This window comes from Endozoicomonas sp. ALE010, from assembly GCF_049310165.1.
Classification (GTDB): domain Bacteria; phylum Pseudomonadota; class Gammaproteobacteria; order Pseudomonadales; family Endozoicomonadaceae; genus Endozoicomonas.
Genome location: NZ_JBLYNV010000038.1, coordinates 24596 through 46979, shown reverse-complemented (window position 1 = coordinate 46979; position 22384 = coordinate 24596). Strand labels below are relative to the sequence as shown.

18 protein-coding genes and 1 riboswitch are annotated in these 22384 nt (G+C 50.7%); of the genes, 1 reads left to right on the top strand and 17 read right to left on the bottom strand.

Features of this window, described 5'->3' with window-relative positions:
* The 5 genes from ACO6UY_RS15590 to guaB all read right to left on the bottom strand — a co-directional run bounded on the left by ACO6UY_RS15590 (nt 1) and on the right by guaB (nt 9181).
* Nucleotides 1-3405 carry a glycosyltransferase gene (locus tag ACO6UY_RS15590; protein WP_422448429.1) on the bottom strand — a complete coding sequence of 1135 codons (3405 nt, stop codon included), beginning with the start codon at nt 3403-3405 and terminating at the stop codon, nt 1-3.
* A gap of 56 nt (nt 3406-3461) precedes the next feature.
* Complete coding sequence (locus tag ACO6UY_RS15585; RefSeq protein ID WP_180966426.1) at nt 3462-3884, bottom strand: CesT family type III secretion system chaperone; 423 nt, start codon at nt 3882-3884, stop codon at nt 3462-3464.
* 72 nt (nt 3885-3956) lie between these two features.
* Complete coding sequence (locus ACO6UY_RS15580; RefSeq protein ID WP_422448433.1) at nt 3957-5549, bottom strand: Na+/H+ antiporter NhaC family protein; 1593 nt, start codon at nt 5547-5549, stop codon at nt 3957-3959.
* A 139-nt stretch (nt 5550-5688) separates the two neighbouring features.
* Nucleotides 5689-5859, bottom strand: a riboswitch (Lysine riboswitch).
* Nucleotides 5860-6003: 144 nt separating this feature from the next.
* A complete protein-coding gene (gene guaA / locus ACO6UY_RS15575; protein WP_422448435.1) occupies nt 6004-7581 on the bottom strand; it encodes a glutamine-hydrolyzing GMP synthase in 1578 nt (525 codons plus the stop codon).
* 130 nt (nt 7582-7711) lie between these two features.
* On the bottom strand, nt 7712-9181 hold the full coding sequence (guaB, locus tag ACO6UY_RS15570; protein WP_422448437.1) for an IMP dehydrogenase: 1470 nt from the start codon (nt 9179-9181) through the stop codon (nt 7712-7714).
* A gap of 131 nt (nt 9182-9312) precedes the next feature.
* Here guaB and xseA point away from each other — a divergent pair, with 131 nt between their 5' ends.
* A complete protein-coding gene (xseA, locus tag ACO6UY_RS15565) occupies nt 9313-10674 on the top strand; it encodes an exodeoxyribonuclease VII large subunit (protein ID WP_422465567.1) in 1362 nt (453 codons plus the stop codon).
* Here xseA and ACO6UY_RS15560 read toward each other — a convergent pair.
* The 12 genes from ACO6UY_RS15560 to hscA form a co-directional block, all read right to left on the bottom strand.
* The gene (locus tag ACO6UY_RS15560; RefSeq protein WP_422448441.1) at nt 10664-10987 is read right to left on the bottom strand and encodes a cupin domain-containing protein; all 324 of its coding nucleotides are present in this window, start codon (nt 10985-10987) and stop codon (nt 10664-10666) included. The two genes, xseA and ACO6UY_RS15560, sit on opposite strands and share 11 nt — an antisense overlap.
* Nucleotides 10988-11007: 20 nt before the next feature.
* Nucleotides 11008-12432 carry a ribosome biogenesis GTPase Der gene (der, locus tag ACO6UY_RS15555; protein ID WP_422448443.1) on the bottom strand — a complete coding sequence of 475 codons (1425 nt, stop codon included), beginning with the start codon at nt 12430-12432 and terminating at the stop codon, nt 11008-11010.
* 150 nt (nt 12433-12582) lie between these two features.
* Complete coding sequence (gene bamB, locus ACO6UY_RS15550; protein ID WP_422490537.1) at nt 12583-13749, bottom strand: outer membrane protein assembly factor BamB; 1167 nt, start codon at nt 13747-13749, stop codon at nt 12583-12585.
* A gap of 4 nt (nt 13750-13753) precedes the next feature.
* Nucleotides 13754-14455 carry a YfgM family protein gene (locus ACO6UY_RS15545; protein WP_422448447.1) on the bottom strand — a complete coding sequence of 234 codons (702 nt, stop codon included), beginning with the start codon at nt 14453-14455 and terminating at the stop codon, nt 13754-13756.
* 77 nt (nt 14456-14532) lie between these two features.
* Entirely contained in the window at nt 14533-15810 is a 1278-nt protein-coding gene (gene hisS / locus ACO6UY_RS15540) for a histidine--tRNA ligase (protein WP_422448449.1), read from the bottom strand.
* A 201-nt stretch (nt 15811-16011) separates the two neighbouring features.
* Complete coding sequence (locus tag ACO6UY_RS15535) at nt 16012-16977, bottom strand: helix-turn-helix domain-containing protein (RefSeq protein WP_422448451.1); 966 nt, start codon at nt 16975-16977, stop codon at nt 16012-16014.
* Nucleotides 16970-17731: a type IV pilus biogenesis/stability protein PilW gene (gene pilW / locus ACO6UY_RS15530; RefSeq protein ID WP_163371854.1), complete on the bottom strand. Its 762-nt coding sequence runs from the start codon at nt 17729-17731 to the stop codon at nt 16970-16972. Before pilW ends, ACO6UY_RS15535 begins: the two co-directional genes overlap by 8 nt.
* Nucleotides 17732-17829: 98 nt before the next feature.
* Nucleotides 17830-18996 carry a 23S rRNA (adenine(2503)-C(2))-methyltransferase RlmN gene (gene rlmN / locus ACO6UY_RS15525; RefSeq protein ID WP_422448454.1) on the bottom strand — a complete coding sequence of 389 codons (1167 nt, stop codon included), beginning with the start codon at nt 18994-18996 and terminating at the stop codon, nt 17830-17832.
* A 117-nt stretch (nt 18997-19113) separates the two neighbouring features.
* Nucleotides 19114-19545 carry a nucleoside-diphosphate kinase gene (ndk, locus tag ACO6UY_RS15520; protein WP_101746258.1) on the bottom strand — a complete coding sequence of 144 codons (432 nt, stop codon included), beginning with the start codon at nt 19543-19545 and terminating at the stop codon, nt 19114-19116.
* A gap of 339 nt (nt 19546-19884) precedes the next feature.
* Nucleotides 19885-20088, bottom strand: coding sequence for a Fe-S cluster assembly protein IscX (gene iscX, locus ACO6UY_RS15515; RefSeq protein ID WP_209199592.1), 204 nt, complete (start codon nt 20086-20088; stop codon nt 19885-19887).
* Nucleotides 20089-20153: 65 nt separating this feature from the next.
* Nucleotides 20154-20492, bottom strand: a complete 339-nt coding sequence (gene fdx / locus ACO6UY_RS15510; RefSeq protein WP_101746260.1) for an ISC system 2Fe-2S type ferredoxin — start codon at nt 20490-20492, stop codon at nt 20154-20156.
* Complete coding sequence (gene hscA, locus ACO6UY_RS15505; protein WP_422490535.1) at nt 20493-22370, bottom strand: Fe-S protein assembly chaperone HscA; 1878 nt, start codon at nt 22368-22370, stop codon at nt 20493-20495.
* Nucleotides 22371-22384 lie beyond the last annotated feature (14 nt).

Sequence of the window (22384 nt, the reverse complement as noted above, 5' to 3'; positions counted from 1 at the left end):
TTATTCCGGAAGCTTACCTCGCAAAGCTTCCGGGAAGTTTTTCCCCGGCACCGCTTTCTCAATCATCCACTGCTTGACCACCGCCGTAAGAAAGATTAGAAATTGCTCCAGTTGCTGAGGGTTCTCAGCCATAGTCTGCACCAGACGGACAGACTTGCTTAACGTATCAACTGAAAAATAATGGTCAGAAATTACCCTTTCAGATAGCCCGGAACCAGACTCACTGAATACTCCCTTCCCTCCAACTTCACGCCTGAACTCAGTAATTGAGCCAGAAAGCAAATTCTTCACCAACTCATCTGACAGCGTTGTTGCAGGTTCAAACCACTCAGGTTCACCCCAGCGTTGAATCTCTTCTGCCCCCTGACATAATCGACTTACCACCCTGTCAAAATACCCCTTGAGACGCTTTCCTGAGAATGCCTGAAAGCCATGAAAGGTCCATAGATTCACTTTCTGTTGCCAATAGAACTCCTGATCTAAACGCGGTAAGTGACAAACAGTCATTCCTTTACAACGCTCCAGAAGCGCACACCAGTCATCGTGATGATCCACAACAACCCTGAACGTAGCATCGAGGCCTTTTTCAAAAGCACTGGCATATTGACTGCAAAGGAAAGGCTTGATGTTCGATAACGTGTCACTCGCAGCGGTCCGGACCAAATTATTGGTCACCAGACTCTCTTTCACCGGCGGCATCTCAATCAATTCACCATTAACCAACTGGAAGAGGCAATCCCGATAACCATTAAAGTGGAACTGTTCAACAACGCTCCAGAGAGACGTGAGCATAAAGCTGTTATCCGTGCCACAGAAGGCTCCCCGGGGATCATTCAACTCAGACTCGAACGCTTTTATAACACCAGGGCAGAAAGCAGCTTTAACATCCACAAGATGAGGTATGCCATTTCTGGATACGACATTCCGATTATGAACATCCCCCATTCCCAACAGGATCGATAAACCAGCAATAACTCCCAGGCGCTGGTAATAATCGTTTATCTGCTGATCATCCAGCACCTCATTGAGACCTCTATCAACAAATTCACTATAACCGTAAGCGCCTTGAAAAGATCCTGACAATATCCTTATGGTCGCCAGCCCAGGTTGCTCACCCAGCCACTGGTTAAGCTTACCGGCGATATTACTGTTATCAGCAGTATGCCCGATAATCTGCCGCTCGACAGCCAGATCCCTGTTTTTATAAACCAGCTTCTCGCCATTATCGCAAACGATAATGGCAATCATGCAAGAAGACGAAGTACTTAACGGAAAATCAAGGCGGGCAATACTCTGCGCTGGCTGTTGCCAGCGATCAGAAAATAGCTGATTGACACCCCCAAGATCTCTGTAAAACCGGGCAAATAATTGTTTAAAGTCTTTCAGTGCACGGATAATCCATAAGCGATTCAAACGATACCACAAAGGAAATTCAGCACTCAGGAATACCAGCCCGCCCTGCTCAACGACAGAGTCCAACACATCGGTATATTGCACAGTCCCTTTCATCTCAGCAACCCAGCCAATTGCCTGCAACAACTGACCATCCAGCTTTGCAGCAAAGGGCTTGAGCAGGCTCGCTCGAAATTCAGGGCTTTCTGACTGGTTATGGTAGAACGCCAGCTGCACATCCAGCCAGCAAAGCAAAGGCTCCAGAAGCCTGAACCGATGAGGCTCGACACAATCCAGATGCAGCATCACCTCAGCCGGGAGCCTTTGCTCTTCAGGCCACCATCTTTTTTGATGGTCAGCCTGATTTATTGACGGTTTATCGGTCAGAGCCAGCAGTTGATATTTACACATCCACATAATATTCAACAGAAGTGCCGGTTCCTGAGGAAACTTCGCCTTCAGGTCCGTCACATGGCAACCGGATAGACAAAGACGGGCTACCTGGTCAATCAGGTCCGTTTTTAACAATGAGTCCATTTCGGTATAGTGAACAAACTGCTCGGATCTCAGCAGCAATCTAACACCTCGATCCGTTGTCGTAAGGAACTGGTCATCTGTCAACTGACTGGCTGGGTAATGCTCAAATATCTGATGATAAGGAAGCCCAACTGGCCTTTTATTTAATCGGGAAATCTGATCAGCGTCTTTATTCAGACCACTCACCAACTGATGATACTCATCAACAACGGCTTCCCATCGATAATTCTCAAATACTCTCTGCCTTCCCTGCTCTCCCATGCCAGACAGAAGTTCAGGCTCCTGAATCAACTGATGAATTTTCTCTGAACATTGGCTTAAATTAACCGCTGTCCCCTGGGCTTGCAGCATATGGGCATGGTCCGTCAATAATGAACCAAGTGGACGGGCGAGATCATCCAAATCTGTCGATACGGTTTCAATCAAACAGCCACTGACCCCATCATCAACCAATTCCGAATAGCCATTCCAGTCGGATAAAACAACAGCCTTGCCATTAACCATTGCTTCCAGAGGTACGATGCCAAAACTTTCCTGAATATTATCCGAAAGCGTCAGAACCAGATCACAGGCTGACAGCCATTGATGTTTACGGTCATCTGCAATTTCCAGCTCAAAGCGGACACTGCCTTCAAGGTTTAAATCATAAGCTTGTTTTAACAGGGACTGCACCGTTGGATTGCCAGCATCTCCTGCACCCGCAATAATCCATTTGATATTTCGGTGCCCATAACCCTCCACCAGATCATTCATTACCAGCAATACCGGATGGAGGTCCATCTTGTTTGAAGGAGCAATCCGGCCAAGGGTTAAAATGACAAAAGATTCCTGAGCAACACCCAATACCTCTCTGGCTTCCTCTTTACTTCCTGCATAACGCTCATCAGGATCTATCCCCAGGGGCAGCTTTGCAACACTCCCCTTGTAAGGTATAGCCACACCAATATGATCTGAAATACTGGAACTTGCAGCAGACAACAGACGCATCATCACTTTTTTCTGCGCTGCGCTGCTGCATAAAATTGCGTCACAGCTTTTTAGCGGTGACAACAATAAATCACGGGTATTTGACATATTTGAGTCTGTACTCAGCGTATGAGCCCGACCCGTAATAGGAAATGGTTCCACACAGTACGCATCACGAAGCGCTGCGAGATGACCAACCCAGGGATCACCCTGATGAAAAACCTGGTACCTGACCCTGGAAAAATACCGGTTTAACTCATGAGCCGGCAAGAAATGGATGGCTTTATCACTGCCATAATGCTGAAGAAAAGATTCCCAGCCGGTTCTCAACTCCGGCAATAACGACTGAGGGGAAAATATATGTATCTCTTTGAATCGACTGTAACGAATGATGGCTTTCAGAAATCCGTCATTGGCACGCCGGAGTCCATTGAAATAGGCAGCTTCAGTACTGGCAACCAGGCAACCAAATATTGAGGAACCAGTGGATTGCTGCTTTTTCAAAGGCATATCGAACAACTCTAATCATTGACATACCTTATATATCGAACTGACAGCAGCTTCTATTAGGACATGAACATCATGGCTGGGCCAGGGGGGGCACTTTGCTCAACCCAATTGACAAAAAGTGCATGATTATTGGCCAATGCTGCAATGACCTCTTCAATACCATCAACATTCAGGCTCTTTATCGGAGCAGAAGCATATAGAGCCAAAGCATCGACATCAGGGTCGATACACAATGAAACACGCTCATGGGCAACCAGAGCCAGGTTTTTTCCCAGCAGCCTGATCAACAATTCTTCACGCTTACTATTATCCCCGGGCAGCCTGGCAATGATGCTATAAGCATAAAAGCGACCATTGGCCTGAAAACAGGCAACCTCTATCCGACCATTAACCAACAGAGAATATCTGTCGTTTTCATACTCCAGCTCATCTATCTGCTGACGAGCAGCGTATGAATTCATCAATTGTTCAAAGCTCATAGCATCCATGCCCTTGATTTAAATAAGTTCAAAAAGGCGTCCCTGCCTCTCCTTAAGCATAGTGCAGCTTAATTACTTGGCCAGATGACCGGAAGCGGGTGCCAAAAAGCGAGATTTCAAAGAAATCCTTCTGAACAGAATAATAAGACCTGTAAACGCCACGAGTGATGCAGCAAAGCCTAAGGAAATCGAGTGAGTAATCCCCATGACCAGATACCCGAACATGGCTACAGCCGCTATGCCAAGCGCGTAAGGAAGCTGAGTATTGACGTGATCCATGTGGTGACAGGATGCCCCGGTGGACGAAAGAATTGTGGTATCAGAAATCGGGGAGCAGTGATCACCAAACACAGCACCTGCCAGCACAGAGGCCAACATGGGCAGCATCATGGCTATGTCCGCTGCTGCCGCCATATCTCCGGCAATGGGCAGCATAATACCAAAGGTGCCCCAACTGGTTCCGGTAGCAAAAGCCATCACACCAGAGACAATAAAAAGCATCATTGGCAGAAAGCTGGGAGAAATATTCCCACCAACCAGACCAGCCAGATACTTACCGGTCTCCAGCTGGCCAATTATTCCAGTCAGAATCCAGGCAAACACAAGAATATAAATAGCTGGCAACATTGACCTGCTGCCCTCAGCGATCGCCTTCTTCCAGGTGTTTCCGGAAATATTTCGACCCAACAACCGGGCCATCGCAAACAGAAGACCAATCATACCGCCACTGATCAGTGATAACGTAACATCGGTATTCTCAAAGGCACCCAGAATGGAAAATGCCTGATCATCACCAGCAAGAGCGGTATACCCCGTCCAGATCATGGCAGCGATCGTTGCCAGCACCAGTACCAGAATCGGTGACACCAGATCCGCCACACGGCCATTTTCATCTTCTTCCAGAGCTGGAGCACCCGGAGGGTTACCCTTATTGGCATCAAACAGATTGCCAGCAAGCGCTGCACTCTCGTGTCTGGCCATGGGGCCAACATTAAGATCCATGGCTGCAGTAAAGAAAACCAGCGCCAGCGCAAAAATTGCATAAAGGTTCATGGGAACCATGGCCAGGAATGAAAAGACCGGGCTATCGCCAACAACACCGTGGGTCGCCATAATAGTACCCACCAGAGCAATGATATAAGCACCCCAGCTTGAAATTGGCATAATTACGCAGATTGGAGCAGCGGTCGAATCAATCAAATAAGCGAGCTTGGCTCTTGAGACTTTGTGCCGGTCAGTGAGTGGCTTACTGATACTCCCCACGGCAAGGCTGTTGAAATAATCATCAATAAAAATGATAACACCGAGAAAGACCGTCAGTACCTGCGATCCCTGACGTGTCTTGACACGCTCACGAGCCCACTCACCAAAGGCCCTGGCTCCTCCAGAAATAGTGATCAGGCTGGTGATCACACCCAGAACCAGCAAAAACAACAGAATATAGAGATTGCTAAAATTAAGGCCTTCATCCCAAAACACACCAACAAACCCATCAAAAATACGATGAACGGTGATAAGCGGGTTCAAGCCGGTCAGCAGTAACGCACCGGTGACAATACCAGCGCCCAGAGACCACAATACTTTCCGGGTTATGACTGCCAGAATAATTGCGACGGCTGGGGCCAATAACGATAACGACGAATCACTGAAACTGGTTAATTCCATAAAAACTGATCTCGTTTATTGATCACCCATGCCCGTTATTCCAATGCTTATCAGGATGAGTGAACCAGTTGTAATTAGATCAGGAGGCAAGCGTACATGGAGGAAGCGCGAATAAAGAAAACCTCATCAGCGCTCTCTGGTACCCGTTAGCTCTCCACAGTAAAAACTGTGACAGTAGTACACCTGTTCGATGCACTACCAGTGAGACTGGTTGACCACCAGGCTCACTTCGGCACCATTTCCTTTCAATCGGACTACGGACGTCACCCTATTCCGATTTACTGATAAACAGCGCGCCTCTAACTAGGGAAAGAGGATCACAGGCAGGAATGTAGCAAGAGGATACTCACTACATCACCCCTGAATGGGCGCATTATGCACCATTGCTCCCGATATAAATACCCAAAGCAAGTATAAGTAAAGGAATCAGATATTACATTTAGTAATAACTGTATCACTCCCACTCAATCGTAGCCGGTGGCTTACTGGATACATCATAGGTCACCCTGGAAACATGCTCAATTTCATTGATGATCCGATTAGAGACTTTTTCCAGCAGATCATAGGGCAGGTGGGCACAGCGAGCGGTCATAAAGTCTATGGTTTCCACTGCTCGCAGGGCAATCACATACTCATAGCGGCGACCATCACCCACCACGCCAACGGATTTCACCGGCAGGAAAACAGCAAAAGCCTGGCTGGTCTTTTGATACCAGTCGGCCTTACGCAGTTCTTCAATGAAAATAGCATCCGCCTGGCGGAGAATATCCGCATATTCCTTTTTGACCTCGCCCAGGATGCGAACACCGAGGCCCGGCCCCGGGAATGGGTGACGGTATACCATGTCATAAGGCAGACCCAGCTCCAGACCTATGGTTCGAACCTCATCCTTGAACAGCTCACGCAGCGGCTCAACCAACTCCATCTTCATCTCTTCCGGCAGCCCGCCCACATTATGATGGGACTTGATGACATGGGCCTTACCGGTTGTTGAACCAGCAGACTCAATAACATCCGGATAGATGGTGCCCTGGGCCAGAAAAGTGATGTTGTCCAGGGCACTGGCATGTTCATCAAACACTTCGATAAAGGTATTGCCAATAATCTTGCGCTTGTCTTCAGGATCCTGAACACCGTTCAGGCGACCCAGAAACAGCGCTTCAGAGTCCGCACGAATAACCCGAACCCCCATATTTTCTGCAAACATGGCCATCACCTGATCGCCTTCATGAAGGCGGAGCAGACCATTATCAACAAAAACGCAGACCAGCTGATCACCAATAGCCTTATGCAGCAGCGCCGCTACGACACTGGAATCAACACCACCGGACAGTCCCAGCAACACCTTCTGTTCACCCACCTGCTCACGAATACGGGCAATAGCGTCATCGATGATCTTGCCTGGCGTCCACAGTTTCTGACACCCGGCAATATCAACCACAAAACGCTCTAGAATTCGTAATCCTTGGGTGGTATGTGTCACTTCAGGGTGGAACTGGACACCGTAATACTGCTTTTCTTCGCAAGCCATGGCAGCAATCGGGCAGGAGCCAGTGGAAGCAGCAACCACAAAGCCTTCAGGTATGGCGGTCACTTTATCTCCATGGCTCATCCAGACATCCAGAGTCAGACGACCACCTTCACAGACATGGTCTTCAATGCCATCAAAAAGGCGCACTTTCTCTTCCAGCTGAACCTGGGCATAGCCAAACTCACGCAGATCAGAGGTACTGACCTTGCCACCCATCTGCTCTGCCATGGTCTGCATGCCATAGCAGATACCCAGCACAGGCACACCGAGTTCAAAAACAATATCTGCGGCTTTTGGAGAGTTGTCACCGGTAACGGATTCAGGGCCGCCGGACAAAATGATCGCTTTCGGGCTGAACTCCCGAATAGCGGCAGCATCCATATCATAGGGATGCAGTTCACAATAAACACCGATCTCACGCACTCTTCGGGCAATGAGTTGGGTGTACTGGGAACCAAAATCAAGAATCAGAATGCGGTCTGAATGGATATCCTGGGACATGATTAATCTCTAAGTCCTGTGATCAGCAAGGCCGGGAGGCTTACCCTTACTGAAAGTAAACAGCCGGTCAGAAGCTATCTCATTTCTGTCCGGCTGCAGGTGTCAACATGAACAACGCTGTGAAGCAGTCTTAACCAACACGGTAGTTAGGCGCTTCCTTGGTAATCGTTACATCGTGAACATGGGATTCGGCCATACCGGCATTGGTCACGCGAACAAACTGTGGCCGGGTGCGCATGGTTTCCATATCAGCAGAACCGGTATACCCCATCGCGGCACGCAAGCCACCCACCATCTGATGGATAATGGCATGGAGAGGCCCCTTGTAAGGTACACGCCCTTCAATACCTTCTGGAACCAGCTTTTCAGCACCCGCTTCGGCACTCTGGAAATAACGGTCACTGGAACCGGAAGCCTGGGACATTGCCCCCAGAGAACCCATGCCACGATAAGCCTTGTAGCTACGCCCCTGGTAAAGCTCCACTTCACCCGGCGCTTCTTCAGTACCCGCCAGCATACTGCCCAGCATGACGGTACTGGCACCGGCAACAATCGCTTTTGCCATATCACCGGAAAAACGGATACCGCCATCAGCAATAACAGGCACTCCGGTGCCTTTCAGCGCTTCAACCACATTGGCTACCGCAGTGATCTGAGGCACACCAATACCGGTCACAATACGGGTAGTACAGATAGAGCCCGGACCGATACCCACTTTAACACCATCAGCACCCGCTTCGACCAGAGCTTTGCCAGCCTCGGCGGTGGCTATATTTCCACCGATCACCTGAACCTGCGGGTAGTTTTCCTTTACCCACTTCACTCGCTCAATCACACCACGGGAATGGCCATGAGCAGTGTCGACGATAATGACATCAACGCCAGCAGCCACCAGGGCAGCGACACGATCAGGCGTTTCCGCCCCGGTACCCACCGCTGCCCCGACGCGCAACTGTCCCTGACTGTCTTTCGATGCATTCGGGTACTGCTGGGCCTTTTTAATGTCCTTAACGGTCATCATACCGGTGAGATTGAACTGATCATCCACCACCAGCACTTTTTCAATACGATGCTTGTGCAGAAGCTTGCGAACGGTCTCCGGATCAGTACCTTCCTGAACCGTCACCAGACGCTCTTTCCGGGTCATGATCTCGGAAACGGCTTTATCCAGATTAGAAACAAAGCGGACGTCACGACTGGTAACAATACCCACCAGATCGCTGCCAGAAAGCACGGGAACACCGGAGATATTATGTCTGGAGGTCAGCTCCAGAAGATCTCTGACAGTGGCACTGGCATCAATGGTAATCGGGTCTTTGACCACACCACTTTCGTGCTTCTTAACCTTGCGCACCTCAGCGGCCTGCTGCTCCGGCGTCATATTCTTGTGAATAATCCCGATTCCGCCTTCCTGGGCCATGGCAATAGCCAGAGACGCTTCGGTAACGGTATCCATCGCCGCAGAAATCAGCGGAATATTCAGCTCAATACCGCGGGTCAGTTTGGTTTTCAGGGAGACATCTTTGGGGAGGACTTCGGAGTAGCCGGGCAGGAGGAGGACATCATCGAAGGTGAGTGCATCTTGTGCAATTCTCAGCATTGCCTGTTACCAAGAGTTTATTTTATGGGAAAAAAATTCGGACAAGTATACCCTATATTTCAACTTCAGCTAAACCACTTATTCAGGCAGAATACCAAAAAAACCGACAATCCCCCTGCCAGGCTTGATCCATGCACCACTTTACAGACAAACCGACGCAAAACGCTGAGGCATCCGCAAAAGCCCTCTCTGTTACGGAGTTAAATGGTAAAGCCAGGCGATTGCTGGAGATGAACTTCAATAATGTCCGTGTTGAGGGCGAAATATCCGGACTGGCCCGTCCCAGCTCCGGGCATTGGTATTTCACCCTGAAGGACAAACAGTCACAGATCCGCTGCGCCATGTTCCGCAACCGTAACCAGGCGCTTAAGTTTGTCCCGACTGAAGGCATGCTGCTGATGGTCAGGGGGCGCGTAAGCCTGTATGAAGGAAGAGGCGACTATCAACTGATTGTTGAACACATGGATAATGCCGGCACCGGTGACCTGCAAAAAGCCTTTGAGGTTCTCAAGGCAAAACTGGCCGCTGAAGGCCTGTTCGACATCACGCGCAAACAACCCCTGCCCGCTCACCCAAAGCATATCGGGGTGATCACCTCACCCACCGGCGCAGCCATTCGGGATATCCTCACCGTACTGAAGAGACGCTTTCCTGCCATACCGGTCACCATTATTCCCAGCTCGGTTCAGGGAGAGCAGGCAAAACACGAACTGGTCAATGCGCTAAAACTGGCAACAAGTGCCAACCGGTTTGATGTACTGATTATTGGTCGCGGCGGTGGTTCACTGGAAGATTTGTGGCCATTCAATGAAGAGTTGGTGGCCAGGGCCATAGCAGACTGCCCTATCCCCATAGTCAGTGCCGTTGGTCATGAAATTGACTTTACCATTGCCGACTTTGTGGCTGATCACCGGGCCGCAACCCCATCAGCAGCGGCAGAAATCCTCAGCCCGGATCGCCAGGCCCTGTTAAATCAGCTTAACCTGATCAGCAGAAAGCTCACGACACTGACTCGTCATAAGCTGCAGTTAAGCCAGCGAGAGCTTGATAACCTGCAAAAACGGTTAAGACACCCCGGGGATCGTCTGAGAGACAACAGCCAGCGGCTGGATGATCTGGAAATCCGGTTAAAACAGGCCATCACCCTGAAACTGGAACGGGCTCAATCAAGCCTGGGTCGGCTCAGAGACCGGGCAAATCAACAGAACCCCCAACGTAAATTGGAGCTGCTGAAAAGCCGTAATGAATATATGGGGCAAAAGCTGATTCAGCTCATATCCAGCAGCCTGGAAAGACGTCACCTGAAACTGGAGAAAGTGTCTGGAGAATTGAACGCCGTGAGCCCTCTGGCAACACTTTCAAGGGGCTATGCCATCACCATGGCTGGCGATGCCATTATCCGAAGCAGCCAGCAGCTCCGGGAAGGCGATCAGGTAACCACACGATTCTTCAAGGGCGAGGCAATCTGCAAAGTGGAAAAAATCACAAATTAATATGAACCGCTAACCAGATGGTATCAACATCGGGTTGAGTCCACGCAACCCGATGCCTGCACCCGGCAGGCAGCATGATATAATCACCGGCATGGAGAGTGACAGAGGCTCTTTCCCCATCAAACTCCAGTACAGCTGAACCCCTTAACAACACCACCCACTCATCCCGGGACTGGTCATACCACTCTCCTATCGGCGTCGTATGACCACGGGAAACAATCCGCTCTATTTTCACGCCCCCGGATTCCTGCAGAGTCTCAAACAACTCTTCAGGTAATTCGTCAGGTATGTGTTCGAACAGATTGTTTTTCATTGATTACTCACCTGAACCAGTCAGGAACGCTTTGTCTTACGCTTCTCTTTGGCAAACTGCGCCGATTTTTCAACTCTGCGCTTACGGTGAGCCTGCCTCTGATCAACCTCTTTGGTTTCCGCATAAGGGTTATCACCTGAGCGGAACTCAATTCGAATAGGCGTTCCCATAATCTTCAGCACTTTACGGAAGGTATTTTCCAGATAACGTCGATAAGCTGCGGGCACCCGCTCAGTCTGGTTACCATGAATAATAATCGTTGGCGGATTCATGGCTCCAGCATGGCAGTAACGCAGCTTAATACGGCGATGATTGACCATGGGCGGCTGATGCTCCTTAACAGCATCTTCCAGAATTCGCGTCAGACGATTGGTGGACAGTTTACTCGTCGCCGCTTCATACGCCTCTTCAATAGAGTCATACAAATTGCCAACACCGGTACCGTGTTTTGCCGAAATCATGTGAATGCGGGCATAATTGATAAACCCGAGTCGACGCTTCAGCTCTGTCTTTACCTGGGTTTTCTGCTCTTCTTCCATGCCATCCCACTTGTTCAGTGCAATGACCACAGCACGCCCCGCGTCCAGAACAAAGCCCAGCAGATGCAGATCCTGCTCCACAATACCTTCACGGGCATCCAGCACAAGAACCACCACATTGGCATCTTCAATCGCCTGCAGCGTCTTGATGACCGAAAACTTTTCGATGGATTCGGACACCTTGCCTCTTCTGCGGACACCTGCCGTATCAATCAGCGTATAGTCCTGACCAAAACGCTCATAAGGAATGTAAACACTGTCACGGGTCGTTCCCGCCTGATCGTAAACAACCACTCGTTCCTCGCCTAACAGGCGGTTAACCAGGGTAGATTTACCCACGTTAGGGCGACCAACGATACCAATCTTGATACCTCTGGGCCTGGTTGACAGCTCATCAGACTCTTCTGCCTCACCGTCAGTACACTCCAGCAGCACGTCATTGATCATGTTGCTGACACCCCGACCATGCACGGCAGCAATATGATAGGCTTCGCCGATACCCAGGGAAGCAAAATCCGCCTCGGCCTGCTCAGCATCCACCCTGTCTACCTTATTCAGCACCAGGTGATACTTTTTGCCCTGTTTGCGAAGGTGCAAAGCAATCATTTCATCAGCAGCTGTCAACCCGGCTTTGGCATCCACCAGAAACAGGACAACATCCGCCTCATTGATGGCCGCCAGCGACTGTTCTGCCATGGCAGAGTCAATCCCCTCTTCATCACCGGAAATACCGCCGGTATCCACGACAATATAGGGATGCGAACCAATTTTGCCCTCACCGTATTTCCGGTCGCGGGTTAACCCGGCCACATTGGCTACCAAAGCATCCCGGGAGCGGGTCAGACGGTTAAAAAGGGTGGACTTGCCAACATTTGGCCGACCCACCAGGGCAATTACAGGAACCATAAGATTTACCAAAATTACAAATTACGCAGCGGGGAAATCATTCAGAACACACTTTCCCAGCGCATCGGTCATCAGACCGAAATTGAAACGGGCTGAATCCTTGTAAAGATTCAGCCCGACAACATTCTTAAGAGTCAGAAACAGCTTCCTCTACCCGGAAGCTTTTTCCTTCAAAGCAACCAGCTCACCATCAGCTGACAAGACCAGGATCAAGTCACCAGCCACCAGGGGCTGGGCTTTAATTGCAGAAGAGTCAGCCTTGAAACGTCCAGCCTGACTGCCATCAACCTGCGACAACAGGTGCACATAACCCTCACCATCGCCGACCACAACATAACTGCTGAACGCTGCGGGTGCAGACAGCTGACGGAACTCAAAATCCTCCTGTCGCCAGTTAGCAGCACCGGTTCTCTGATCAATGGAGCTGACATAACTCTCTTCACTGGTCAGGTAGATAGCACCAAACCCTTCTGTCATGGATTCATAACTGGACAGCTCTTTTGCCCAGCGCACCCGGCCACTGTAAAGGTCCAGCCCGGCAACATTGCCCTGGAAGCTGACAAAGAAAATGGAATCTCCAAGGATCAGCGGAGCCCCCTTGATATCAACCATCCGCTCCAGCTCAGTACTACCCTTGGGGGCGGCAACCCGGGAACTCCACAATGGCGCACCGTTTTTCAGACGGAAGGCTTTTGCTTCGCCGCTGGCAAACCCGGCAAACACCGCTTCGCTGAAGATCAGTGGAGCAGCTGAACCTCTTAACGTCAGCGCCGGCTGCAGCGCTTCCTGACGCCAGAGGTACTGTCCGCTCTCAGCATCAAGCACGGTCAGACGGTCATCAATACTCTGCACAGCGACATAGAAACCATCAGTTATCGGCGCACTGAGAATCTCGCTACTGACTCGCTCTCGCCAGAGTTCATTGCCATTTTCCTGGTTCAGGGCAATCACTTCACCATCCAGCGTCCCCAGCAACACCATACCCGCTGAGGCACTGACCCCACCACCAACACGGGTATTGAGTTTTTTCTTCCAGACTTCCTTTCCGGTATCACGCTGAAGAGCAAAAACCGTACCTTCTGCACCAGAAACAAAGACTTTATCGCCATCCAACGCGGGCTTCAGGCTTTCAAATCGCTTGCCAACCCCTTTGCCAACACCCCTGGACCACACTTCAACCAGCCTGACCTTTTCCTCAGCAATCGTCTGGAGAGGTTTGGCCGTTCTCACCTCCTCTTCATCCGATGAAAAAAGACTGCATGCAGAGAGTCCCAGCATCAGCAGAAGAATCAAAGAGCCTTTAAATAACCTCTCCATTGCGTTACCCCTCCTGAGGTGCCATTGCGGCCAGATCGTCCAGCTTGAGTTGCAACAACGGACGGTTCAGGCCGTTGTCCTGTGCGGCATCGACCGCTTTGCGGTAAGCCGTCTCGGCCTGCTTACGATCACCAAGGGCGAGGTAAGCATCGCCTTTTGCTGACTCAACTGTCGCCTCATAGGACTTGCCAGCATTCAGTCGGGTCAGGATATCCAGCGCCTGCTGACCATTCCCGGAAGACTCACTGATCAGTACCCTTGCCAGCCGGACACTGGCCATTGTCTGAATTTCAACTGCGGGTTTCTGAGCCAGAACCCACTCCAGGGAAGCCCGGGCGGCACTTAACTGGTTATCTTGCACCTGCTGCTGAGCCAGAAAAAGCGTTGCAAAGGCGGCATACTGACTGCTGCCATGATCCTTTTGCAATGAAGATACAACGTGACTTACCGTTGCTTTTTGCTCCTCAGTCAGCGGCGCTGATAACTGGGCCTGTTGCTCCAGAGAGGATCCATTGGAAATAGTATCCAGCAAGTTCTGATAAAGCGATGAAGCTTCAGCAATTTCCTGCTGCTGCGTCTTCTGCCAGTACTGATAACCGGAAACCGCTGCCAGTGTCATGGCAACACCCAGCACAACTGGCTGACCATAGTCTTTCCATAGATTCTTGAGCAGTTGGACCTGCTCTTCATCAGATTGGTAACTCACCCTTTACTCCTGACTTCTTTCCTGAAGCCGTTAACAGTACGATCGCATCAACGAGCAGTTTACTGAACAGCAGTATTCTATAGTACTTTTTGCAAATGTCCGGCCACATCGGCGATTGGCAGCTGCTGCTGGGCTTCATCCGTCCTCAGGGATTTCACAGTAACCATCCCCGCACCCAACTCATCTTCGCCCAGAATGAGAGCATAGGCAGCACCGCTACGATCTGCACGCTTCATTTGTGCTTTAAAGCTGCCACCGCCGCAATTCATCAGAATCTTCAGCTCCGGCAATCCATCACGCAGTCTTTCCACTAACGGAAGCGCCCGGTGGCCAACACCCTCACCGACAGCAACCACCGCCACATCCACCCGATTAGAAACGGATTCCGGCAGTAACTGCAGCGTTTCCAGCATCAACACCAGACGCTCAATACCCATGGCAAAGCCCACGGCAGGTGTCGGCTTGCCACCCAACATCTCAACCAGCGCATCATAACGACCGCCAGCACACACAGTTCCCTGGGCACCCAGGCTTTCTGTCACCCATTCAAAAACGGTTCTGCCATAATAATCAAGGCCACGCACCAGTCTTGGATTCACGCGATAAGCAACACCCACCTCATCCAGAATCTGCTTTAACTGCGCAAAGTGTTCCTGTGACTCTTCGTCCAGATAGTCGAACAGCTCGGGTGCACCGGCAACAATTTTCTGTGTGTTTTGATCTTTACTATCGAGAATTCTCAGCGGGTTGATGGTCAGGCGACGACGGCTGTCGTCATCCAGCTCTGACTCATAATCCCTGAGATAAGTCACCAGAGCTTCACGATAACGGATGCGGGCTTCCAGAGTCCCCAGAGTATTCAGCTCCAGCGTGACATGCTTTGTCAGACCAAGCTTCTGCCAGAACCGTGCCGTCATCATGATGATTTCCGCATCAATATCCGGACCTGTCATGCCATAGGCTTCAACACTGATCTGGTGAAACTGGCGATAACGGCCTTTTTGCGGACGCTCATAGCGGAACATCGGGCCAGAAGTCCACAACCGCTGAATCTGGTTGTAAAACAGGCCCTGCTGAATACCTGCGCGAACAACCCCGGCAGTGGCCTCAGGACGAAGGGAGAGCTTGTCACCATTGCGATCTTCAAAGGTGTACATCTCTTTCTCAACAATATCCGTACCAGAGCCAATACCCCGGCTGAACAGGGCAGAGCTTTCCACAATCGGAACCCGGATTTCCTGATAACCATAAGTGCTCAGGACAGAGCGTACCTGCTGCTCAAGGTACTGCCAGACAGGGGTCTGTTCAGGAAGAATATCATTCATCCCACGGATGGCTTGAAGCTGCTTGCCCAAGTTCAAATGTCCTCTACCAAAAACACCACATAACTTCACCCGGTTCGTCAGGAACAGGCGATTTGGCGGTTCGCAATAAAAAGTAGGCAACTATAACCGTTAACGCCTTTGTGTGACAATCCCACAGCCCTTCCATTAAAGAATGCCCATCGCTGTCGGGAGTTTCTTCACTGAAAGGACATAGTTTTAAGGACTATTGATTTACCCCTGACCACTGCCTGTTAACAGGACACTGGCCACCCGGGTATTCGAGCTTGGTTTGGCTACCGGCTCGCCATCCAGCAGGATACTGTCCACGCCAGAGGTATTACCGAACCGCAAATTCACTGGGGGAAAAACATCTAGATTAATGGAAGACCCGGCTCTCTGCACGGTTGAAATCAGCACTTCACCGGTGGCATCCTTGATTTCAACCCAGCAATCTTCTGAGAAATTAATAACAAGAGGCTGAATCAGATCAACAATTGGTGAATTGGGCTCATCTGTCGTATCAACAACCTCGGAACCGGCCATGGCAATTGGGAGAACCTCTGAAATGGTCTCTTTCAGAACAGGCTGATCCTTTTCCAGGCTTGGGTCTTCTTTTAAAATTGTGGTGTCATCAGCTGGAACAGCCTCTTCCTCCACGCTCTCGCTAATTTCCGCAGCAGAGGGGACAGAGACAACACTGACATCAGTCACCAGAGGCTCAGGCACATCCTCAGATACGTCTTCGATAATGGCCACCTCGACCACTGGTTCGATACCCAGCAAGCTATTCCAAAGGTAATAACCAAACCCTCCCAGCGACACAAGCAGCAAAAGCGCAAGCGCATATACCGGAGAAGGTGCACTGTGAGCTCGCAGCGGCTTCAACTTCTTAGAACCCTGTAAACGCGGAGATTCCAGCCCATCGACACCCATAAAATGGTCAAAGTCCCTGACCAGATCTTCGCCATTAAGCCCCACCAGTTTCGCATAATTACGAATATAGCCACGGACAAATGCCGCCTGTGGCAGGATATCAAACGTGCTCTCCTCAATGGCCTTAACATAACTTTCGGTAATCTTCAGGCTTTCAGCCACTTCAAGGATAGATAGCCCCTGACTGTCACGGGCCCGGGCAAGCACAGCACCGGGAGCAAACGTCTGAATAACTTCTTCCTGCTGAGTATCCTGTTCACTCATGACCCAATCGACTCCGATAATGCTTCAGCTCCACAGAGCCGGGATACAACCTTTCCAGCTTCAAAGCATAACCTGCCGCTTTATCCTGAGCCCGGTTTGCCCTTGCCAGCTCAATACCCAGTAGCAAACTGCGAGGACTCTGCTCCGCCGAACCGGCAAAGGCCTGGTAGTGCTGCCACCCTGTGTAGAGATTGCCTTGCTCTTTGTAGATAGCGGCAAGCTCCAGATTGGCCCTTGGCAAGTTACTGTTCAGACGAAGAGCCCGGGTAAAGTGATCAACCGCCAGGGAAGACCGGCCCATCCGCAAAGCAACAATCCCGAGGTTTTCAAAGGTTCGGCTGCGCTGGGAATATGCAACATCCCCGGAAGCCAGTTGAAACTGACGATAAGCGTCCTGAAGCCGGTTTCTGGAGAACAGGAAAGCACCAAAGTTATTGCGTATGTCCGCGGCATCAGGGTCAATGGCCAGCGCCTTGTTGAACGCCTGCTCGGCAAGCTGATCCTCCCCCTGACGCTGATAAGCCATACCCAGCATGCCATGGACACTGGCCGAATAGGGCTCAATCTCAAGCGCTCTTTCCAGCGGCCTTACCGCTTTTTCCGAGTAACCTTCCTGAAGATAACCCCTGGCCAGATTCATATAGTCCACCACTGCCCTGTTCTCATTAACAGGCCGACTGTCCGTGGTGACACAGCCTGTCAGTGCCAGAGATACAGAAAACAGTAGTGCAATGGGCCTCAATTTGACTCCCATGCTGATCCCCACATTTGCAATTTATAAATATATCCGGGACGCCGTTGAGAGTAGCAACCTGCGGGAGCCTGTCGGATAACAGATGCATCCCGGACAGCTTATACCTGTCTGGCTGCTATGTAGCGCTCACTGCGCCGGGTCTTATCCATTACATTGCCCACTAACTGACCGCAGGCAGCGTCAATATCATCACCTCTTGTCTTTCTTACGGTGACATTAAAACCAGCCAGCTGCAAACTCTCCTGAAACCGCCTCACTGCATTATTGCTGGGTCTTTCATACCCTGAATGAGGAAATGGATTGAACGGAATGAGGTTTATCTTACAGGGCAGATCTTTCAGCAAAGCAATCAGCTGCTGTGCCTGTTCAGGTTGATCATTCACACCGGCAAGCAACGTATACTCGATCGTAACGACCCGCTTACTGTCCGTCAAACTGTTCATGTAATGATGGATCGCATCCAGCAGCTGATCCAGCGGATACTTCCGGTTGATCGGGACCAGCTGGTTTCTCAGCTCATCATTTGGCGCATGCAGTGACACTGCCAGGGAGACATTAGATACCTCACTTAACTTTCTCAGCGCAGGCACAACACCGGATGTACTTAACGTCACCCGACGTTTGGAAAGTCCATAGCCAAGGTCATCCATCATCAGGTCCATGGCATCAACGACATTATCGAAGTTCATCAATGGCTCGCCCATCCCCATCATAACCACATTGGTAATGGATCGATCCATCCTGGCCGGTACATTGCCAAAATGACGGGCTGCAACCCATACCTGGCCAATGATTTCCGCCACCGTCAGGTCAGAGTTAAAACCCTGCTTGCCCGTAGAACAGAAACTGCAATCCAGGGAACAGCCTGCCTGGGAGGAGACGCACAGCGTTCCGCGTCCATTTTCAGGAATAAATACCGTTTCAACACAACTGCCACTGGCCACCCGCACAACCCACTTGCAGGTCCCATCCTCAGAAAAATGGCTGCTGACCACCTCTGGACCGCGAATTTCAGCATTGGCCTTAAGCCGCTCACGAAGGGATTTACTGATATTGGTCATCTCATCGAAATTATCAACCCGATGATGATGAATCCACTTCAAAACCTGCTCAGCACGGAATTTTTTCTCACCAATAGTAAGAAAGAAGGCTTCCATTTTTTTCCGTGAAAGCCCCAGCAAATTGACTTTGGCTGCCTGAGTGGCCAGCTCGCCAGCCAGTTCACTGGCCTGATCGATAATAGATGGCTCGATCAATTCTGACATCTTATTAATACCTCAAAGCCATCAGAAGGCCTGCCTCCTGATGGCTTATATTCTCATGTTTACCCCGAACACGGTCAGGCCAGGGCAAACTGACAATTTGTCAGCGGGCTGATTCCGTTAACGTGTTCTGGGGCAAATCTCCGAACCTTCGAAGAAGTAGGCCACTTCACGCTCAGCAGAAGCTACTGAGTCCGATCCATGAACCGCATTTTCATCGATGGTCTCTGCAAAATCAGCCCGAATGGTGCCTTCAGCAGCTTCCTTCGGGTTAGTAGCGCCCATCAGCTCACGATTCAGGGCTACGGCATTCTCGCCCTCAAGGACGGATACCACAACAGGCCCTGACGTCATAAACGCAACCAGGTCCTGATAAAATGGACGCTCTTTGTGCTCAGCGTAGAAACCACCCGCCTGCTCGTCAGAAAGATGGATCATCCTGGTCGCTACAACCTGCAAACCAGCCTGCTCAAAACGAGCAAGAATTTTACCGATGACACTCTTGGCTACTGCATCAGGTTTTATAATGGATAAAGTGCGCTCTACCGCCATTACGATCTCCAGATTGTCATTTTCGAGCCCTTTCGGGATTGTTATTACTTATTAAAAACGTACGACTCTCTCAGCTTTCCATGTCTTGGAGCCTGTCGGACTTAAGCGTCCGTAGCGAGGATTGCGAGAAATTGAGGATAAAAATTTCTGTTTCTGAGGAGAATAGCGGGGCTATTTGACGAAGAAGCAGGAATTTTTAGACCAATTTATCGCAACCGCAGTAGGACAGTCTTAAGTCCGACAGGCTCCCTGGCTCAGGCTGTCCGTAGCAGGAGTTCTGGCAGCATTGTATACAATAGAGTCGATAGTGTCAGTTCTTTCAGCCTCAACGCCAAAAAATCACTCTTCAGACTCTTCAATCCAGGCCATCTGAATGGCCTCAAGCACCTTTTCACCACAACGCTCAGGATCATCTTCAAAACTGTCCAGCGCCAGAACCCAGCTTCTCAGATCGACAAAATTGACATACCGGGGATCCACATCCGGATAAGCCTCATAAAGCTCAATGGCAATATCATAAACATCTGCCCACTTTAAACTCATTGCCCCACTCCATGATCATTGCGCTGCTCTGTTCGGGAAACCCCCAAACAGACCAGCAACCGACATCAACGACGTTCAGAAACCTGGTTAATGGTGTACCTGGGAATCTCTACCACCAGCTCCTCATCACCCACCACAGCCTGACAGCTCAGCCGGGACTCAGGCTCAAGCCCCCAGGCCTTGTCCAGCATATCTTCTTCGAGCTCATCCGGCTCTTCCATGCTGTCGAAGCCTTCCCTGACAATGACATGACAGGTGGTGCAGGCACAGGACTTTTCACAGGCGTGTTCAATTTCAATACCATTCTGCAAAGCTGCGTCGCACACTGTGACTCCGGGCTCAACTTCGAGAACAGCACCTTCCGGGCACAATTCATCGTGAGGTAGAAAAACGATACGAGTCATTCAGAACTCCTCCAAATCATCTAACTTCTGTCCGGAAAGAGCCTGACGAATACCCTGGTTCATTCGACGGGCAGCAAATTCTTCACTGGACTTGGCAATACGTTCAATTTCACGGGCAATGGACTTGGCATCACCGGTTTCACGGCACTGTTTCAGCGATTCAACATCTGCCAGCAATGCACCGTATTCATCTTTATCGAGCAGTGTCTGGCCATCCTTATCCAACGCAACTACCAGCGCTTCAACAACCCGATCAGCCTCAACCTGCTGCTCAAGCAGCGCCCTGGCATCACGATCATCACCGGCATGGGCAAACGAATCTTTCAGCATTCGGGAGATATCAGAATCACTGAGACCATAAGAAGGCTTCACCTGAATGCTGCTCTTAACCCCGGTGGACAATTCCTCCGCAGCAACACCCAGCAAACCATCCGCATCCACCTGAAAGGTCACACGGATTTTAGCACCGCCCGCAGGCATGGCAGGAATTCCACGCAACTCAAACCGGGCAAGGGAGCGATTATCACGAATCAATTCTCGCTCCCCCTGGAAGACATGAATAGCCATGGCCGTCTGACCATCCTTGCAGGTGGTAAATTCCTGAGCCCGACTGACCGGAATGGTGGTATTGCGATGAATCACCTTTTCCATCAGGCCGCCCATGGTTTCCAGCCCCAGGGAGAGTGGAATCACATCCAGCAGCAGCATATCTTCTGCCGATTTATTACCAGCCAGAACATTAGCCTGAAGAGCTGCACCAACGGCCACGACCCGATCAGGGTCAATGGAGGTCAACGGTTGCCTGCCGGAAAATTCCTTAACCCGTTCACGAACCCTTGGCATGCGGGTAGAGCCACCCACCATAACCACTTCATCAATCTCATTCGCCTTCAGCCCGGCATCCCGAAGGGATCGCTTGAATGCCCGAATGGTACGATCAATCAAGGGGTCTACCAGTTCGTTAAACTGCGCGCGGGAAAGCGTACCACGCCACTCACCAAAGTTGACTTCCACTTCAGATCCGTCGGTCAACCCTTCCTTAACCCGACAAGCCTCAACCATCGCTTCCCGAAGCTGCAATGGGTTAATTGAGGACTCATCAACCCCCGCTTCACGAAGCATCCAGCGTGCCACCAGCCGGTCAAAGTCATCACCACCCAGGGCAGTGTCCCCGCCGGTGGCCATTACTTCAAATACGCCCTTCTCCAGCCGCAAAATTGAGATATCAAAAGTACCACCGCCAAGATCGTAGACAGCGATAATGCCTTCACCACCCTGATCCAGACCATAGGCAACGGCTGCCGCAGTAGGCTCATTCAGCAGACGATAGACCTTCAGCCCTGCAAGCCTGGCAGCATCTTTGGTTGCCTGTCGCTGGGCATCATCAAAGTACGCCGGTACAGTAATCACGGCACCATCCAGATCACCACCCAGCGTCTCTTCTGCACGACCAACCAGGGAACGGAGAATCTCGGCAGACACTTCAACCGGGCTGACGTCACCACTGCGGGTTTTGATAAACGGCATTCCTTCGCTTTTTCCCGAAGCGTCGGTTACAAACTGGTAAGGCAGCACACCGCCAAGGGCATCAACATCCTCAAGCCCGCGCCCCATCATGCGCTTGACAGAGACAATGGTATTGCCCGGGTCAATCAGCGCACTGGCTTTTGCGCTGTTGCCAACATCAATTCCCTGCTCGCCGTAGTGAACAACAGAAGGCAAGGTATGATGGCCATCGATATCAGGAAGCGTCTCAGCAGCACCTGATCGAACAGCTGCAACCAGGGAGTTGGTGGTTCCCAGGTCAATGCCTACAGCACGCTTGTATTGATGAGGTTCCGGAGCCTGTCCCGGCTCGGAAATCTGCAGTAACGCCATATCTGCCTCTTCTC

Bases quoted from the DNA above. Each gene is read 5' to 3' on its own strand.
- ACO6UY_RS15590 (WP_422448429.1), bottom strand. From the start codon at position 3,405: ATGCCTTTGAAAAAGCAGCAATCCACTGGTTCCTCAATATTTGGTTGC.
- ACO6UY_RS15585 (WP_180966426.1), bottom strand. From the start codon at position 3,884: ATGAGCTTTGAACAATTGATGAATTCATACGCTGCTCGTCAGCAGATA.
- ACO6UY_RS15580 (WP_422448433.1), bottom strand. From the start codon at position 5,549: ATGGAATTAACCAGTTTCAGTGATTCGTCGTTATCGTTATTGGCCCCA.
- guaA (WP_422448435.1), bottom strand. From the start codon at position 7,581: ATGTCCCAGGATATCCATTCAGACCGCATTCTGATTCTTGATTTTGGT.
- guaB (WP_422448437.1), bottom strand. From the start codon at position 9,181: ATGCTGAGAATTGCACAAGATGCACTCACCTTCGATGATGTCCTCCTC.
- xseA (WP_422465567.1), top strand. From the start codon at position 9,313: ATGCACCACTTTACAGACAAACCGACGCAAAACGCTGAGGCATCCGCA.
- ACO6UY_RS15560 (WP_422448441.1), bottom strand. From the start codon at position 10,987: ATGAAAAACAATCTGTTCGAACACATACCTGACGAATTACCTGAAGAG.
- der (WP_422448443.1), bottom strand. From the start codon at position 12,432: ATGGTTCCTGTAATTGCCCTGGTGGGTCGGCCAAATGTTGGCAAGTCC.
- bamB (WP_422490537.1), bottom strand. From the start codon at position 13,749: ATGGAGAGGTTATTTAAAGGCTCTTTGATTCTTCTGCTGATGCTGGGA.
- ACO6UY_RS15535 (WP_422448451.1), bottom strand. From the start codon at position 16,977: ATGAGTGAACAGGATACTCAGCAGGAAGAAGTTATTCAGACGTTTGCT.
- pilW (WP_163371854.1), bottom strand. From the start codon at position 17,731: ATGGGAGTCAAATTGAGGCCCATTGCACTACTGTTTTCTGTATCTCTG.
- rlmN (WP_422448454.1), bottom strand. From the start codon at position 18,996: ATGTCAGAATTGATCGAGCCATCTATTATCGATCAGGCCAGTGAACTG.
- ndk (WP_101746258.1), bottom strand. From the start codon at position 19,545: ATGGCGGTAGAGCGCACTTTATCCATTATAAAACCTGATGCAGTAGCC.
- iscX (WP_209199592.1), bottom strand. From the start codon at position 20,088: ATGAGTTTAAAGTGGGCAGATGTTTATGATATTGCCATTGAGCTTTAT.
- fdx (WP_101746260.1), bottom strand. From the start codon at position 20,492: ATGACTCGTATCGTTTTTCTACCTCACGATGAATTGTGCCCGGAAGGT.
- hscA (WP_422490535.1), bottom strand. From the start codon at position 22,370: ATGGCGTTACTGCAGATTTCCGAGCCGGGACAGGCTCCGGAACCTCAT.